The following is a 14,758-nucleotide window of genomic DNA, read 5'->3' on the forward strand; positions in this document are numbered from 1 at the left end:
GCCCCTCTCCGCGCAGTCGGGGTGGAAGTGTGTACACCAGCAGCTGGCGAACATGCCCTTGTTGCGCCCGCCGAGGGCAGCGAAGTCGTCGAACGTATCCGGCGTGAGTGCCCTGATCGTGAAGTCGGACCTGCGGTCGACGTACGTCGGGTTGCGGACGTTCGGCGTTCCGTTGGCTGATGCTTCCCGGACGGCATGGACGAGCGTGGAGAGCCGGGTCAGCTCGGATCGACGGCGCGCACGAGGTCCTGGCCGTCGGCGCTGTGCGGGTTCTCATCGATCGCCTCGACGGCTGGCGTGGGCTCGAGGTCGTCGGTCGGGCGACGGTCGAGGTGGACCCCGGCGATCATGCACCGCACCGATCCCCCGGCGAGCTCGATCGTGGGGATGTCCACGGCGACGATCTCGCAGGACTCCTCGATCGTCGTCACCTGGTCTGGCCGCAGGCTCCCCCGCGCGCGGGCCGACATCGCCATGAGGGGGCGGCTCCGACCATCCGGCATGCGGCCGCGGAGCTCGACGGCGTTGCCGGCGAAGTCCCGGATCTGCTGCTCGGTGAGCTCCACGATCGTCCGGCCGGTCACCGCGAGCCGCTCGCGTACCTCGGCGCGACGGGCCACGTCGGGGATCATCTCGAGGGCGATCATCGCCACCCTCGTGCCGATGCAGGCCATCACGTTGGTGTGGTAGACCGGTACGCTGGCAGAGTCGACGGCATCGAAGGCCATCGGCTCGTAGCCGAAGTCGGTGCAGAACCGCTCGAGGACGTGGGTGTCGGCACGGTGGCTGCGAGCGGCATAGGCAACCCGTGACACGTGGTCGAGCACCATCGCGCCGGTGCCCTCGAGGAAGATGCCGTCGGGCTCGAGGCCGGAGTAGTCGACGATGGTCTGCACCCGGTAGTGCGACTTGAGCAGCTCCAGCACGTCGGCGCGGCGCTCGTGGCGCCGGTTGGAGGCATACATCGGGTAGACCGCGATCTTGCCGCCCGCGTGCGTGGAGAGCCAGTTGTTGGGGAAGACGCTGTCCGGTCGGGTGTGGTCCTGGTCGTCGAAGACGTGGACGGTCACCCCGGCATCGCGCAGCGCCTGCGCGACGCCGTCCATCTCGGCCACCGCCCGGGTCGACGTCGCAGCCTGGGACTGTCCCTCGGGGACCTCACGCTGGAAGGCGTTGTCAGCCGCCGTCGCGGCGTTGGGGACGAACCGTGCTGCGCGGATCAAGATGACGGCGGATGGGGCCTGAGCACTCACGGTCGGAACCTAGGGCATCGCGGCCGCTGCATTCCAATCACGGCCTCGACGACCGCTCGGCGTCCGTGATCGACATGATCCACGACTGGTGGGTCGTGCTGCTCTTGGTGATCGCCAGGAGCTCGTCCATGTGCGGCTCGAGGCCGGTGACCTTGTCGAGCGGGACTCCGATGATCAGCTGGAAGCCGAGGCCCCGCCAGGCCTGGACGGCGCGGCCGGCGAACTCGGAGTCGGCCTTCACGAAACCCTCGTCGAGGAAGACCGGGGCGAAGCGCGGGCGCGAGCGCATCTCGTCACCGAGCCGGAAGCGCAGCGCCGACCCCACGATGAAGGCGACGAGCTCCTGGCTCTCGCCCCCGCTCTTCTCCCCCAACGTCCGGTAGGTCGCATGGAGCTCACCGGTCAGCGAGTCGTAGCGTTCGGCACTGATCTCCACGTGACGTCGCACGTCGAGCAGCCGGTCGCGGTCAGTCGGGGCGCCGGCGCCCACCTGGGCCGGCTTGCGCAGCTGCTCCATGAAGCGGCTCAGGGCCGTGAACCGCTTCTCCAGCTCCGCCTCCCCCAGCTCGGACGTAGAGCCCGCGGACAGCGCCCGCAGGTCCCTCATGAACACCTGCACGTGGGCCGGGGCGAGCCGTCGCAGCCGGATCCGCAGCCGGTCTCCGGCCCCGCCGAACTCCAGTCGGCGCAGGATCGTGTTGATCGGCTCGAGGCGGTCCTCGATCTCCTCGATCGACGCGGCCATCGCACCGACCAAAGGCACCAGGTCCTGGCCGCTCCACTCGGTCAACCTGCGACGCCACTCGGCACGCCGGTGCGCCAGCCCCTTGCCGCGGATCTCCTCGAGGATGCGTGCGTAGTCGGCGTAGGAGTCTGCGGTGACACCGAGGTTGGGAGAGTCCCAGTGGAACTTGTAGACCCGGAAGAGCGCCGCCAGGTCTTCCTCGACGCGCCTGATCTCTGCCTCGGCGACCGCGACCGCTCCGCGCAGCCGCTCGGCCAGGCGGTGGGACGTCTCGGTGAACCGCTCGAGGTCGGTGGGATCCGCCGGGGCCGCCGCAGCCGCGAAGTCGGCGGCAAGCGCGGTCTCCTGCTGCTCGGTCAGGACCACGGCGCCGTCGGCGTCCATCGCCTCGAGCCGGTCCTTGACGTGGTCCTCGTCGTCGACCAGTCGTCCGTGCGCGTCGTTGAGCTCCCGCTGCCGCTGCTCCAGGCAGAACCGCGTCCGGCGTGTGCCCTCCAGCCGCTCGGACAGTGTCTCGATCTGCGCCTCGAGCGCTTGGAGCTGGTCGTCGGAGGCGAGGATCTCGGCCCTGCGGGCCCCGAGATCGGCGATGCGTCGCTCGCTGCCCTCCACGTCGAGATCGTCGTAGCGCGCAGTGGCGACGGCGTCATAGGACGTGCGGCGCTGCTCCAGCACGCTGGCCTGCCGGTCCAGCTCGGACACCTCGGCGTCGAGGGCACCGAGCTCCTGGTCCAGCGCAGCGAGCTCGGCGTCGAGCTCGGCGAGCGCGTCGCCGTTGGAGAAGCCGATGATGCTGCGCGACTCGTTGCGGCCGTGCGTGCCGCGGCGGCCGTTGCGGGTCTGGCCGGCCATGGTGACGCGGAAGCCGGGACCGGCGAGGCCGGCGGCCGTCTCGACGCAGAGCGCGTTGCGACCCGGCTCGGCGACGTGCTCCTGCACCCAGCCGGAGAACGGTGAGTCCTGGAAGACCAGCTTGCCGGCCACCCGCTCGGGGTCGGCCGGGCCGAGGTCGGGGAGGTCGAGCGGCACCCCCTCGAAGGTGAGCCGGCCGCGCAGCCGCAGCCCGTCGATGGCGCCCGAGAAGTCCGCGAGCCGGTCGAGCGGGACGAGGAGCATCCGGGCGCTGGCGCCGAGCACGGTCTCGATGGCGTCGCGCCAGCCCGCCTCCTCGGGAGCGACGTCGAGCAGCTCGGCCACGAAGGGCAGCTCGTCGATGCCCAGCCCGCTCGCCTGCGCGACCTCGGCCCGCAGCTCGTGCATCCGCACCGGCACCCGGCCAGCGCGGCTCTCCAGCGAGGCACGCTCGCGGCGGAGCTCGGCCTGGCGCTGGCTGATCGGGTAGCGCCGATCCCGGGTGGCGTCACGCTCACGCTTGGTGACCTCCTGCTGGCGCTCCCAGCCGCCCAGCCACTGGCGCGCATGCAGCTGGAGCACGCGGAACGCCTCGCTCGAGTCGAACGCCGCCTCGAGGTCCGGCGACCGGGCGTCGGTCGCCGCGATCAGCGGCAGGAGACGCTCCTGGAGCACCGTGCGACGTGAGGCGCGTCCCTCGCGGATGACCTGCTCCTGCTCCAGGGACAGTGCCAGCGACTGGAGCGTCGAGCCCCCGGCGGCGTGGTGCGCCTCCTTGGCCGTCTCCACGTCGGACTGGAGCGTCTGCTCGGACCCAGCCGTGGCTGCCAGCTCGTCGGCCGTCGTCGCCCGGTCGTGCCGGTTGCTGCCGACGGCTGCCTCGATGAGCCCGAGGTGGGTGTGCAGCAGCCACTTCCGCAGCGGTGTGTCACCGGGCAGCGTGACGCCGTAGGAGTCGAGCTCAGCGAGCCGACGCTCGGCGATCCCCTTGCGCTCGTGGAGGCCGGCGATCGGCTCGAGCAGCTCGAGCTTCTGCTCCTCCGTGCGCATGGCGGCGTAGGCCGCGTCGAGGTCGTCGAAGTGCTCGATGGCGCGATCGGCCGCTGCATAGGTCACCGGCCGTTCGAGGACCATGTCCTTGTAGAGCTCGTCGACGCTGCGCACCTGGTTGCCGGCCTGGATCCGGGCCAGCAACCGCAGCGCCATCGCCCCGTCGCCGTTGGCGCCGATGCCCAGACGCGCGTGCAGCACCGCGGCATATTCGGCGTAGGTCCGGTGCACGCGGATGCCCGGGAAGAGCTTCTTGAGGGTCGTGGCATGGAAGCGCTCGGGTACGGCGACCTCGAGGACGTCGAGCGCGAGGGTGCCCTCGTGCGTGGCGAGCTGCATCTGCACCTCGCCGGAGCGGGTGGCGCGACGCGGGACGTAGTAGGTGCGCAGCGCGGTGAACCGGCCACCCTGGTCGTTGACGAACGTCATCGCCACCGCACCCCAGGTGTCGGTGCCCCTGCCCCGCAGGAGCTTCTCGACCGGTCGACCGGTGCGTGGGTCGTCGATCACGTCGACGGCGCCGCGCAGGTAGGACAACAGGTTGCGCTGGCCGACGCCGCGGGCTCGCCCGGCCACCGCGTCGTTGGAGGCGCCGTTGAACTTGGTGTCCGACGACATCATCAGGGCGGTGTAGGCGTCGAGGACGGTGCTCTTGCCGACGCCGGAAGCTCCCGAGATCATCGTGGCGTCGCCGCCCAGCGGGACGGTGGTCAGCCCGCTGAAGCCGCCCCAGTTGACCAGCTGCAGCAGCGTGGCCCGCCACTGCACGGTGTTGTCGGCCGGGGTCTCGACCGTGTGCTGCTCGAACAGCCCGTCGATGGTCTCCCCCTCGGTCTCGTCGATGCGTTCGGTCTCGTCGATGGACATCGTCACTCCTCCCCTGCTTCGCCCGCGTCGCCGGCTCCCTCGTCGAAGAGCTCCGTCTGCTCCTGCGGGCTCGCTGCCGAATCGGCGCTGGTGGCGCGCTGGAGCGCCTCGAGCAGCTCCTGGAGCAGGTCGAGCGGGAGCAGCGGCTCGACGGCCTCGCTGATCTCGAAGCGGTCCTCCGCTGCCGTGCCGATCAGCAGCCCCGTCTTGACGATGCTGACCACCGCGTTGCGGGCCCGCTTCTCGTCACCCGCCTCGTCGGTCGCGTGCACGGGGCGGAAGGTCGCGACGTAGTCGACGATGTCGTCGCGATCGATGAACACGTGCGCGTCGCCGCCCCCCAACCCGGCACGCAGCCGGTCGCGGAGGTGCACCAGCACCAGCGTCTCCTCGCGCGACCAGGCGGCGTCGTAGAGCAGGGTCGGGAAGCGGCTGCCCGTCTCGGAGGTCGCCTGCCGCTTCCAGGCCACCTCGCGGGCGCGGTCGACGGCGAGGTCGAGGAAGAGGTCGTTGAGGCGCGAGCGCAGCACCCGCTCGTGCTCGACGAGGACCTGCCAGTCGCGCGGGTGGGTGCGCGCGCTGATGAAGCGCTGCTTGAGCAGGGTGACGAGGGCGTGGCGCTGGGCGTGCTCCAGACCGCCCTCGTCACCCTCGAAGAGGGAGACCGACCCCTCGTCCAGGATCTCAATGTCGAGGTCGAGGTCGGGCTCAGCATCCGTCTCCGCGCCCGTGTCCAGCCCCGTCTCCAGGTCGGTGTCGACGCTCATGCTCGGGTCTCGCTCTCGGGTCGGTCGGGATCGGGCAGGGGCAGGCGGGGCACGGAAAAGATGCGCCGCGACCCGTCGGGACGGACGGCGCCGAACACCTCGACAGCCTCCTCGGCCTCCCACTCGCGGTCGGCGGCGAGGTGCAGCAGGCCGAAGATCTCGACCGGCCGGCGCAGCGACGGCTCGAAGCCGTCGAAGAGCTCGCCGAGGGAGCCAGCCGGCAGCAACGAGGTCAACGACGCCTCGAGCCGCTGGCGCAGCGAGGTCAGCTGAGGCCCACCCTGTGCCATCACGGCCGCCAGGGAGACCGACGGGCCGTCGCCCGGGTCGGCCGTGGTGATGCGCTCCGGGAGCACGTCGTCAGCCGGGTCGTAGAAGCGCTCCCGGAGGTGCTCGACCCCGGCGCGCGCCGGCAGCAGGGCGACGTCGAGGACCGCGCGCGGGCCGGTCGTCGCCATCCACGTCATGAGCTCGGCCTCCACCTGGCGCAGGGTCTGCTCGAGCTCGCGGTCACGGGCCACGTCGTGGGACACGATGTAGTCCTTGAGGGTGGCGGTGACCCGTGAGCGTTGGGCGAGCACGCGGTCGAGACCGTCGCGCACCAGCCGGACGGTCCCGCGGAGCTCGGCGCGATCGGCGTCGCTGAGGATGCCGTCGGCGATGGGATGCTCCAACAACGCGGTCAGGTCCTCACGCAGCTGCGTGACCAGGGCGTCGTCGCGCAGGAGGGCGAAGGCGCCCTCGAACGCCCGCCCCTCGTGGGTCGCGTTCATCAGGGAGTCGGCACGTGACAGGTAGTCGTCGATGACCTCGCCCGCGGGACGGTCCTCGGCCCGGAACGCCGCCAGGATCTCGCCCCTGATCACCGCGAAGCGCTCCTCGACCCGGGCGAAGTCGCTGGGAAGCGCGGAGACCAGCGAGAGCAGCTCGGTGAAGCCCTCGTGCATGTAGTCCTCGGTCGCGCTGACCACCTCGGCGCCGTCGACCAGTCGGTCGCGCTCCGCCTGGAGCCGGGCGATCTCGGCGTTGAGGATGGTGACCCGCGCGGTGCGATCGGGGTTGGCCTCGGAGTTGAACCGGCGGACCGTGCCGAGGATCGTGGCGATCCGGTGCTCGCTGAGGGTGGCCCGGTCACGCGCGAGATTCTTGACCAGCTCCAGCGCCTGCTGGGCGTGGGAGGTCAACGTGTAGACCTCGTGCCCGGCCTCGTCGAGCGAGCGCACCAGCCACTGGCCACGCATCCATCGCTGGCAGAGGTCCTTGCCGCTGCCGGTCGGGACCTCGGACTCCCCGGAGAGCCTGATCGAGGCGAGGTGCTCCTCGACCTGGGCGTGCAGCCGCGCCGTCGGGATCGGCTTGTTGTTGCGTCCGAAGGCCGCCCGGAAGATGGTGATCACCACCGGCGCCTGGCGCTGGTGGAGCAGGGTCAGGGTCGGTTGCGCGAAGGCGCCCCTGACCCTCGCCAGCTCGCCGGCGATCTCGCTCACTGCCGTGGCCCCCTTCGAGGTCTCTCGCGTCCGTGCCTGCGACGCGCAAGCATCCCAGAGGGCACCGACGAGGACCGGTCCCGGGGTCACCTGAGACCGCGGATAGCGTTCGACCCATGACCGACCTCGCACCGGCCCTGCGCTACCCGACCCCTCAGGTGGTGCGAACGCTCAACGTGTCGGCCAAGGGCGGGCTGCTGCTCCTGCTCGCGCTGGCCCTGCTCAACCCCGAGGTCGGCAACATGGAGGGCAAGGGCGCGGGGATTCGCGCGATCGCCTATCCGCTGCTGGCGTTCACCATTCCGGCCGTCTGGTTCACCCTGTGGCGCGAGCGCACCTCGTTCCCCTGGGCTGCGGACCTGCTGGTCACGATCACCTGCTTCACCGACATCCTGGGCAACCGGATGGACCTCTACGACACCATCGTGTGGTTCGACGACTGGATGCACTTCGCGAACACCGGGCTCCTCGCCGCGGCCGTCGTCCTCCTGACGATGCACTGGAGCTCGAGCCTCGGCGCCACGTTGGAGCGGTCCTTGGCCTTCGGCGCCACTGCGGCCCTGGTCTGGGAGGTCGCGGAGTACTACGCCTTCCTCAGCACCTCCGTCGAGCGCAACGGCGCCTATACCGACACCCTCGGAGACCTGACCCTCGGCACCCTCGGCGCGGTGCTCGCCGGCTTCGTCGTGCACGCCTCGTGGCGCAGCGGGCGCCTGCGTTCCGCCGCGCCGCAGCTCGAGCTGCCGACGCTCAGCCGCAGCTGACGACGCCGCCGACCCCGCCAGGGGTCATTCGGACGTGGTCTCGTCCTCGTCGACCTTCCACTCGCCGTCCTCCTCCACCAGGGTGATCGTCCCCTTCTGGGTGAAGTCGGTCTCGTCCTCGCCGAAGAACTCGCTGAAGAGCGCGGCGTCGTCCCCGGTGTAGGAGACCTTCTCGCTGTAGTCGACCGTCGCGGACTTCCCGCTCTCCTCGACGGCGCCGATCTCGATGTCGACGTCGATGTCCTCGAGGAGCGTCACGAAGTCGTCGTAGCCCTCCTGCCCCTGGATGGCCTCGGCGAACGCCGTGCAGTCGTCCGCCTCGTAGACCTCGAGAGCGGCGTCCTGGCTCTGCGCCGAGGTCAGCTCGCAGACCTCCTCCTGGTCACCTTCGACCTGGGCGCGCAGGTAGTCCTCGGCAACGGCAGCAGGTCCGGAACCGCCCAGCACCACCGTGAAGAGCAGGACGACGCCGACGACGACCAGCACAGCAACCGCCGCAAGTGCGCCGATGAGCTTGCCCTTGCCGCCTCCACCACCCCCGCTGGGACCGGCGTACGGCGCCTGCCACGGTGGGGCACCCGGCGGCGGCCCCACGGGCGGCTGGCCAACGGGCGCCTGCCCCATGGGGGCCTGTCCGATGGGTGCCTGCCCTGCGGCCGACTGACCTCCCCGCGGCGGAGCGACGACGGTCTGGTTCGGGTCGAACCGAGCAGCCTGCGCAGCGGCGGGAGGTGCCGGTGGGGTCGGCGGTGCCTCCACGGCGGGCGCGGGCTGGACGTGGTCGGTCCACCGCGCCCCGTCCCACCAGCGCTGACCGCCCTGGCCGTCGGGGTACCACCCGGCCGGGGTGCTGGGCTGGTTCGGATCGCTCATGGGGATCTCCTCGACTGGCGGGCGGACGCGTCCTGCGCATCATCACACGAGAAATCGACGATGACCGGTCGCAGGACGGCGACCGGCCATCGTCGACAAGACGTGTCGGTTCAGTTGAACCAGAGCGACTCGCAGGAGTCGCAAGCGAACTCACGCACCTCGACCCCGTCGGTGAAGTCGATGCTGCGCAGCGTCCAGGTGTGCTCGTGGTGCTCGATCGCCGGCACCGTCACAGCGGCGGACGGGTGGTGCGCTCCTCGACGACGTGGGTCGAGCGGGTGCGCTGCTGGTTGACGACCAGCGACACGACGATCGCGAGGACCCCGGCGGCGAGGAGGATGCCCCCAAGGGCACCGTCGTCGATCTGCGCGAGATCCATCGTGACGACATCGAAGACCAGGATGAGGCCCAGGATGATGAGAATGATGCCCAGTCCGATGACCATGACGTCTCCTTCAGGTGAGAGACGGGCGCGCGGGTGCGCCCGTCGGCCGGAGCCGTCTGATCGGTGCCCCGGCCCGCCCTCCCCCAAACGTCAGCCCAGGAAAAGACTTTTGTGGTCTGGACCTCAGAGGATGTAAAGCATCTCCTGGTAGGTCGGCAGCGGCCACAGGTCGTCGGCGATCAGCGTCTCGAGCGTGTCGGCCGCCTCCCGGACCGACGCCATGGCCGGCAGCACCTCGTCACGGGCGGAGGTGGCGGCGCGCAGCGGGTCCTCGTCATGGTCGTGGGCGAGGGCCGCTGACAGCGAAGCGATGCCCGCGCGCAGGGCCGCGATCGGCGCCGAGACCGACACGAGGGTCGACAGGTCGGCGTCCACACCGGCCGCCTTCAGCGCGGCCACGTTGGCGGCCAGCTCGGTCTGGTAGCGCAGCGCCGCCGGGAGGACGGTCGTGGTCGCGATCTCGAGGGTCAGGTTGGCTTCGACCCCGACCGTGAGCAGGTAGTGCTCCAGGCCGATCTCGTAGCGACTGTGCATCTCGCGCTCGTTGAAGACCGAGTACTTCGAGAAGAGCTCGATGGCCTCCGGCGTGATCAGCTCGGGCAGCGCGTCGACCGTGGTGCGCAGGTTCTTCAGACCCCGCTGCTCGGCCTCGATCTGCCACTCGTCGGAGTAGCCGTTGCCGTTGAAGATCACCGCGCCGTGGTCGCTGACGATCGAGGTCAGCAGGTCCTGGACTGCCTCGTTGAAGTCGGTGCCCTCCTCGACCGCCGTCTCCAGCACGGTGGCACAGTGGTCGAGCGCCTCGGCCATGATCGTGTTGATCATGACCATGGGACCGGCGACGGTCTGCAGGGAGCCGGGGGCACGGAACTCGAAGCGGTTGCCGGTGAAGGCGAACGGGCTGGTGCGGTTGCGGTCGCCCGGGTCCTTGGTCAGGTCCGGCAGGGTGTCGACGCCGATGATCAGCGTGCCCTTCTCCTTGGACCGGGTCGCACCACCCTTGGCGATCTGGTCGAACACGTCGGCCAGCTGGTCGCCGAGGAAGATCGAGATGATCGCCGGCGGGGCCTCGTTGGCACCCAGGCGGTGGTCGTTGCTCGCCGAGGCCACCGAGGCCCGCAGCAGGCCGCCGTACTTGTGGACCGCGCGGATGACCGCGGCGCAGAAGACGAGGAACTGCGCGTTGTCGTGAGGGGTGTCCCCGGGAAGCAGGAGGTTGCCCTCGCTGGTGTTGCCGAGCGAGAAGTTGACGTGCTTGCCCGAGCCGTTGACGCCGGCGAAGGGCTTCTCGTGGAAGAGGCACTCCATGCCGTGCTTCTTGGCGATCGACTTGAAGGTCGTCATGAGCAGCTGCTGGTGGTCGGAGGCCACGTTGGCGCGCTCGAACATCGGCGCGATCTCGAACTGGCCGGGCGCGACCTCGTTGTGCCGGGTCTTGGCCGGGATCCCGAGCTTGAAGAGCTCCCGCTCGGTGTCCATCATGAAGCCGAGGACCCGCTCGGGGATGGCGCCGAAGTAGTGGTCGTCGAACTCCTGGCCCTTGGGCGGCTTGGCGCCGAAGAGGGTGCGGCCGGCGTTGAGCAGGTCGGGCCGGGCCAGGAAGAAGTGGCTGTCGATCAGGAAGTACTCCTGCTCGGGGCCGCAGTACGAGACCACGCGCGCCGGGTCGTGGCCGAAGAGGCGCAGGATCCGCTCGGCGTGCGCGGCCATCGCCTGCTGCGAGCGCAGCACCGGCGTCTTGTGGTCGAGGGCCTCACCGGTCATCGACACGAAGACCGTGGGGATGCACAGCGTGTTGCCGTTGGGGTTCTCCAGGACGTACGCCGGGCTCATGACGTCCCAGCCCGTGTAGCCGCGCGCCTCGAAGGTGTTGCGCAGCCCGCCGTTCGGGAAGCTCGAGGCGTCGGGCTCACCCTGGATCAGCGTCCTGCCCGAGAACGAGGCGAACGCCGAGCCGTCGCCGACCGGGTCGAGGAAGCTGTCGTGCTTCTCGGCGGTGAGGCCGGTCAGCGGGTAGAACACGTGGGCGTAGTGGGTCGCACCCTTCTCCAGGGCCCAGTCCTTCATTGCGGACGCGACGGCGTCGGCCATGTCGGGGTCGAGCGGGGCTGAGTGCTCGATGGTCGCGAGGACCGACTTGTAGACGGCCTTCGGCAGCCGCTTCTGCATCACCGCCAGGCTGAAGACGTTCTGCCCGAAGATCTCGCCCGGCTCCTCGCCCGGATCGAAGGAGATGGGCGGCGGGGTGTAGGCCTCTACCGAGGTGATGGCCTGCAGACGGACGTTGTTGGCACTCAAGTTCGCGCTCCCTCGGGCATGCCCCGCGCACGTGCGCGGGTGGATGCTCGCGAACCTAGGTGGCCGCCGTGTCCGCATTGTTTCGGGGAGGTGACAGGGGTGGCATCTCTGCGCTGAGAGACGCAGGTCACAGGCTCCCACTGTCGTTGCCAGTGGCCTTGCAAGTGAACGTCGCGGTGAGCAACGGGCCGGTCCAGGAGCGGATCGTGGCGCCGATGGTGAGGGTCCACGTCGTGGCCGCATTGTCCCGCGCGCGCGATCCCGTGAGCGAGGCAGTCCTGGTCGTCGACGTCGCAGTCGCCTCGGGGGCTCCGGTGGCCGACAACCGGTAGACGTAGGACGAGCCGGCGGGTCCGGCATCGGTGAAGCCGGTGACCGACACCGTGGCGCTCTCGGTGAGCGTGGTGCGCGAGCAGGAGAACGTGCCGGTCATGGACGTGGGCGCGACGAGCTTGGCCGTGCCGACCGCGAAGATCGGGGCCTGCCGGGCGGTGAACGCCGCATGAGCGATCTGCGGGGCCATCAGCAGGCACAGGACGCCCAGGGTCAGCGAGACGGCGCGGCGCGCGATCTCTGACCGGTTCATGGGATCTTCCTGCTGCGGGAGGTGGTGCGGGAGGGTAGCTGCGGGCGGAGCTCGTGGGTCTGCGGCCAGCCTCGTCGACCCACCTCAAGCACGGCCCGGATGAACCTCAAGAAGCCCTCAAGGTCTGGCAGACTCACGATATGTCTGCTGCTGGTGTCGAGCGTCGCGCGGTCGTCGTCGAGGACGACGAGGACATTCGCTCGCTCATCGAGTTCACGCTCACGAGTCAGGGCTTCGAGGTGCGTTCCGTCGACTCCGGGCTGGCCGGGATCGAGTGCGTCGCCAGCTTCGACCCCGACCTCGTGACCCTCGACCTCGGCCTGCCCGGCATCGACGGGATCGAGACGTGCCGACGCATCCGCGAGACCAGCGACGTCTACATCGTCATGATCACGGCTCGCGACGAGGAGATCGACCGGCTGATCGGCCTCGAGACCGGAGCCGACGACTTCCTCTCCAAGCCCTTCAGCCCTCGCGAGCTCCAGGCCCGTGTCAACGCCCTCTTCCGTCGGCCGCGCCGCACCACCGCCACCATGACCGAGAGCGTCCCCACGCCCCTGCCCGAGACGACCAACGAGATCCTCGACCACGGTCCGCTGAAGGTCGACGTCGACGGACGACGCGCCTTCCGGGGCGACGAGGAGCTAGCACTGACCCGCACCGAGTTCGACCTGCTGACCGAGCTGATGCGCACCCCCGCGCGAGTGTGGACGCGCGAGGCGCTGCTGCGGTCGGTCTGGGGCACGGAGTGGGCCACCGACACTCATCTCGTCGAGGTCCATGTCGGCAACCTGCGACGCAAGCTGGGCGACGCCGCGCCGCTGGTGCGCACCGTGCGGGGCGTCGGCTACCGCATGGAAGCACTCTGACGGGCGCCGTCAGCGGTCCTGGCACGCCACGAGGTACGACGTCAGCGCCAGGTCTGCGCGCTCCGCAGCGTCCGCCAGCAACCGGGCACGCGCGTAGGCGCCGACCAGGTCCCCGGCCCGCAGCCTCGTCTCGATGTAACGCGCCATCTCCACCAGCTCGAGCGCACCGACGATGCTGCTGGCGACCCGCAGGCTGAGCGTCGCATCCATCGCCTGGTCGAGGTCGCCGCGCTCCGTCGCGGACACGATGCGCGTCACGCGCTGGGGCAGCAGGCGGCGGTACTTCTGGGCGAAGCTCACCATGAACGGCCAGTGGGACACGTCCACTGCGAGGCGGTCGAGGTCACGGGGGTCGAAGGTGCTCATCAGGCTCACTCCTGCTCACCATCAGCGAGGTCGGCATCGGCCGGGTCAGCCTCGTCCTTCGACCAGATCGTCGTCAGGCCGAGCAGGAGCGTGCCGGCGATGGCCACCCAGAGCAGGCCCTTGCTCACGAACGGGTGGTGAAGGGCACGGATGACGGTGCCGATCTCGGGGATGACCCCTTGGACCTCCCAGACGACGTCGCCGTCGAGGACGGCCGTCCACGGGTCCACGTTGGCGTTGGCGTCACCCTGCGTGCGCACGGCGACCGTGCCGTCGTCACCGTGGATGACCTCGGTCACGCGGTGGGTCTCGACCCGGTGGTCCTCGATCGGGATCTGGTAGCTGATCACGTCACCCACCTCGACGTCGGCAGCCGGTCGGGGCGCCGTCACGACGACGTCGCCAGGCATGATGCCGGGCGCCATGCTGCCGGTCAGCATGGTCGCGGTGCGGTAGCCGAAGACGTGGGGGCCGACGGCCAGGACCAGGAAGGACAGCAGGCAGGCGGCGAGCAGGAGGCTCAGCAACGCGGAGCCCAGGCGGGCGGGCACCGAGCCACGCGGTGCGCGCTGCCCGGACCTGCCGGAGCTGCCGGACGCGGCCACGCCGGCGCCCGAGGGCGCGATGGCCTGCGGCCGCCGTACGGGCGTGGGCGCAGCGGCGCGGTGACGGCCGACGACGGTCGGGACGGCGTGGCTCATGGTCGACTCCTGCTCGCTTAGCGGTGGTGGATGGAGGACGGGGTGGTGCTGGTGAGGCTCTGGGCGGCCGCCGCCCCCCAGCGGCAGCCACCCAGGGCCGGTTCACAGCAGCGGGGTCACTTGAAGGTGGCGGCGCGCTGCGTGGCGTCGAAGGTGAAGGTGAGGTTGTTGGCCAGGCCCTGGAAGGTGTTGTCGGCCGTGGCCGGCAGCAGCAGCTGGATCCGGAGATAGGAGGCCGCACCCACGGCGTTGAGCGTCGTCGTGGCTGCCGCCATGTCGACCGCGGTGCCGATGACGGGCTTCGAGGCGATGACGGTGGTGGGCGTCGTGGCGCAGGCCAGCTCGTTGGTGGTGCCGACCTTGGTCCACGGGGTGGCGCACTGCTCGACGGTGAGCTGCAGGCCGTTGGTGGTGTCGGAGGAGAGCAGGTTGGCCGTGCCTGCCGACGTGGTGAGCTTGACCGACCCGAAGGCCTCGGTGTTGGCGTTGCGGACCAGGGTGACCGAGCGCTGTACTCGGTCGCCGGGGACCATGTTGGTCGCGGCGACGGTGGTGCCGAGGTCGGCGTGCTGGGTGAGCTCGATCTTGACGTTGCCGTTGGCGACGGCCTCGCTGGCGGCCGTGCTCGAGGTGAACGCACCGAAGGTGCCGAGACCGGCCACGGAGGCAGCTCCGGCAACCAGGACGACCGAGGCGAGGATCTTCGTCGAGTGCTTGCGAGCGGTGCGGCTGGAGGCGGTGTGCTTGCTCATGGAGGGAGTCCTAGCTTCGGGCCACCGAAGCGGTGGCGGCAGGTTCTGGTGATGAACAGAACTCTGCAGGACCCGGATCAAGG

The 14,758-nt window shown here is 70.2% G+C and carries 13 protein-coding genes; 2 read left to right on the top strand and 11 right to left on the bottom strand.

Annotation, left to right across the window (positions count from 1 at the left end):
* Positions 1 to 218: 218 nt before the first annotated feature.
* The 4 genes from ctlX to BM204_RS18545 are packed head-to-tail and all read right to left on the bottom strand — an operon-like array spanning position 219 to position 7,021.
* On the bottom strand, positions 219 to 1,253 hold the full coding sequence (ctlX, locus tag BM204_RS18530) for a citrulline utilization hydrolase CtlX (RefSeq protein ID WP_091116500.1): 1,035 nt from the start codon (positions 1,251 to 1,253) through the stop codon (positions 219 to 221).
* A 37-nt stretch (positions 1,254 to 1,290) separates the two neighbouring features.
* Complete coding sequence (locus tag BM204_RS18535) at positions 1,291 to 4,767, bottom strand: ATP-binding protein (RefSeq protein WP_091116503.1); 3,477 nt, start codon at positions 4,765 to 4,767, stop codon at positions 1,291 to 1,293.
* A 2-nt stretch (positions 4,768 to 4,769) separates the two neighbouring features.
* Positions 4,770 to 5,534 (bottom strand): DUF4194 domain-containing protein, encoded by a 765-nt coding sequence (locus BM204_RS18540; protein WP_091116505.1) that lies wholly within the window; start codon positions 5,532 to 5,534, stop codon positions 4,770 to 4,772.
* The gene (locus BM204_RS18545; RefSeq protein ID WP_091116507.1) at positions 5,531 to 7,021 is read right to left on the bottom strand and encodes a DUF3375 domain-containing protein; all 1,491 of its coding nucleotides are present in this window, start codon (positions 7,019 to 7,021) and stop codon (positions 5,531 to 5,533) included. The genes BM204_RS18540 and BM204_RS18545 overlap by 4 nt, the downstream gene beginning before the upstream one ends.
* A 116-nt stretch (positions 7,022 to 7,137) precedes the next feature.
* Here BM204_RS18545 and BM204_RS18550 point away from each other — a divergent pair, with 116 nt between their 5' ends.
* Positions 7,138 to 7,785 (top strand): DUF2238 domain-containing protein, encoded by a 648-nt coding sequence (locus tag BM204_RS18550; RefSeq protein ID WP_091116509.1) that lies wholly within the window; start codon positions 7,138 to 7,140, stop codon positions 7,783 to 7,785.
* A gap of 24 nt (positions 7,786 to 7,809) precedes the next feature.
* On the opposite strand, the gene BM204_RS23015 is transcribed toward BM204_RS18550, so the two are convergent.
* The 4 genes from BM204_RS23015 to BM204_RS18575 form a co-directional block, all read right to left on the bottom strand.
* On the bottom strand, positions 7,810 to 8,658 hold the full coding sequence (locus BM204_RS23015; protein WP_218031310.1) for a DUF2510 domain-containing protein: 849 nt from the start codon (positions 8,656 to 8,658) through the stop codon (positions 7,810 to 7,812).
* Positions 8,659 to 8,887: 229 nt separating this feature from the next.
* Positions 8,888 to 9,103, bottom strand: a complete 216-nt coding sequence (locus BM204_RS18565; RefSeq protein ID WP_091116512.1) for a hypothetical protein — start codon at positions 9,101 to 9,103, stop codon at positions 8,888 to 8,890.
* Positions 9,104 to 9,226: 123 nt separating this feature from the next.
* Positions 9,227 to 11,401, bottom strand: coding sequence for a glutamine synthetase III family protein (locus BM204_RS18570; protein WP_091116514.1), 2,175 nt, complete (start codon positions 11,399 to 11,401; stop codon positions 9,227 to 9,229).
* A gap of 127 nt (positions 11,402 to 11,528) precedes the next feature.
* Complete coding sequence (locus BM204_RS18575) at positions 11,529 to 11,987, bottom strand: hypothetical protein (RefSeq protein ID WP_091116516.1); 459 nt, start codon at positions 11,985 to 11,987, stop codon at positions 11,529 to 11,531.
* A gap of 140 nt (positions 11,988 to 12,127) precedes the next feature.
* Between BM204_RS18575 and BM204_RS18580 the strand changes: the two genes are divergently transcribed.
* Positions 12,128 to 12,856: a response regulator gene (locus BM204_RS18580; RefSeq protein WP_091116519.1), complete on the top strand. Its 729-nt coding sequence runs from the start codon at positions 12,128 to 12,130 to the stop codon at positions 12,854 to 12,856.
* A gap of 9 nt (positions 12,857 to 12,865) precedes the next feature.
* Here the strand turns inward: BM204_RS18580 and BM204_RS18585 are convergent, their stop codons facing one another.
* The 3 genes from BM204_RS18585 to BM204_RS18595 all read right to left on the bottom strand — a co-directional run bounded on the left by BM204_RS18585 (position 12,866) and on the right by BM204_RS18595 (position 14,675).
* Complete coding sequence (locus tag BM204_RS18585; RefSeq protein ID WP_091116520.1) at positions 12,866 to 13,222, bottom strand: Hpt domain-containing protein; 357 nt, start codon at positions 13,220 to 13,222, stop codon at positions 12,866 to 12,868.
* A 5-nt stretch (positions 13,223 to 13,227) separates the two neighbouring features.
* Positions 13,228 to 13,923, bottom strand: coding sequence for a signal peptidase I (locus BM204_RS18590; RefSeq protein WP_218031309.1), 696 nt, complete (start codon positions 13,921 to 13,923; stop codon positions 13,228 to 13,230).
* 116 nt (positions 13,924 to 14,039) lie between these two features.
* Complete coding sequence (locus tag BM204_RS18595; RefSeq protein ID WP_091116523.1) at positions 14,040 to 14,675, bottom strand: TasA family protein; 636 nt, start codon at positions 14,673 to 14,675, stop codon at positions 14,040 to 14,042.
* Positions 14,676 to 14,758 lie beyond the last annotated feature (83 nt).

The organism is Nocardioides psychrotolerans, from assembly GCF_900113685.1.
In the GTDB taxonomy this organism is placed as follows: Bacteria; Actinomycetota; Actinomycetes; order Propionibacteriales; family Nocardioidaceae; genus Nocardioides; species Nocardioides psychrotolerans.